The organism is Streptomyces sp. NPDC002265, from assembly GCF_040296125.1.
Taxonomy (GTDB): Bacteria; Actinomycetota; Actinomycetes; order Streptomycetales; family Streptomycetaceae; genus Streptomyces.
Genome location: NZ_JBEOWS010000695.1, coordinates 1 through 1,452 on the forward strand (window position 1 = coordinate 1; position 1,452 = coordinate 1,452).

General features: G+C 67.0%; 1 protein-coding gene. It reads right to left on the minus strand.

All coding sequences use genetic code 11. From position 1 onward, the window contains the following. Window positions 1–20: 20 nt before the first annotated feature. Entirely contained in the window at window positions 21–1,214 is a 1,194-nt protein-coding gene (locus ABT085_RS46340) for an IS110 family RNA-guided transposase (RefSeq protein WP_351623255.1), read from the minus strand. Between the last annotated feature and the right edge of the window lie 238 nt (window positions 1,215–1,452).

A 1,452-nucleotide genomic window follows, 5' to 3' on the forward strand; every position in this document is an offset into this window, starting at 1 on the left:
CTGATTCCCAATCGTCCTTGTCAAGCCGGCTGGGGCGGCTCGGGGGTCCAGTGCCGTTGATCCCGGATGAGAGCCCATAGGACGTCGAGCCGACGGCGAGCGAGTGCGAGGATCGCCTGCTTGTGGCTCTTGCCCTCGTTCCTCTTGCGGTCGTAGAACGCCTTCGACGTAGGGCAGAAGCGCGCGGCGATCTGGGCCGAGAGGTAGAAGACACGCAGGAGTCGGCGGTGGTAGCGATGTGGTCGGCGCATGTTTCCACTGATCCGGCCTGAGTCCCGTGGGACCGGCGCGAGACCGGCGACTCCGGCAAGCCGTCCGGTGCTGCCGAAGGCGTCCATGTCCCCTCCGGTGCAGGCAATGAACTCCGCCCCCAGCAACGGACCCATTCCGGGCATGCTGACGATCGCTTCCGCGTCGCGATGCTCACGGAAGCGGGCCGCGATCTGCAGGTCGATGCCGGCAATCTCCTCGTCCAGCGCCAGCACGGCCTTGGCCAGGGTGCAGACCACAGCTGCGGCCGTGGCCTCCCCGGCGACAGCGGTGTGCTGGGCCTGCGCCGCGGCCGCTGCAGCGTCCGCCAGGGCCTGGGCGCCGCGAACCTGGCGGTTCTTCAACCAACTCGTCAGCCGGCTCGCACCGATCCGGCGCAGGGCTGCTGGCGTCTGGTAGCCGGTCAGCAGAGTGAGGGCGCCTTTGGACGCGGCGTAGTCGAACGCCCGCTCCAGAGCGGGGAAGTACTCCAGCATTTGAGCCCGCAGGCGGTTGATGGCCCGCGTGCGGTCGGCCGCCAGGTCATAGCGGCGAGCGGTGAGGATCTTCAGGTCCACTGCGATCTCGTCCCAGTCCTGCAGGGGCTGCAGGTCCCGGCGCATCCGTGCCTGGTCGGCGATGACGTAAGCGTCCTTGGCATCGGTCTTGCCGTCCCCTCGGTAGCTGTGGGAGGCATGGTGAACGGTGCGGCCAGGAATGTAGAGAAGCCGTTGACCGTGACTGTTGAGCAGAGCGATCAGCAGGGCGGCTCCGCCCGCGTTCAGATCGACTGCCCAGGTCACCGGGTCGTCCTCGGCCAGTGCAAGGACGTCGCCTATCAGCTCCAGCAGCTCAGCCTCGTTGTTCGGTACTCGGCGCGAGAGCACCTTCGTTCCGTCCGTGTCGATCACTGTGCAGTGGTGCGCGGCCTTGCCGGCATCCGTCCCCGCCCAGAGCTCGGGCACCCGAGCCTCCCTCGCCGATCGGTTGACTGGTCCCTGCAGACGACCACGCCGACGTGTCCTTACGAAGCGATCTCTGTTCGCTCATCCCAATGAGTGGCCGTGTCGTCGCGGGGCACCGGGCGGCCTATCAGTCAAAGCCACACGTACGGCATGAGCGCTTTCAGCCACACCCAGGCCCCTGGGTCTGCCGATCGTACGAAGGACCGGAACCAACCCGCCAACAAGGTAAGGAGCGCTT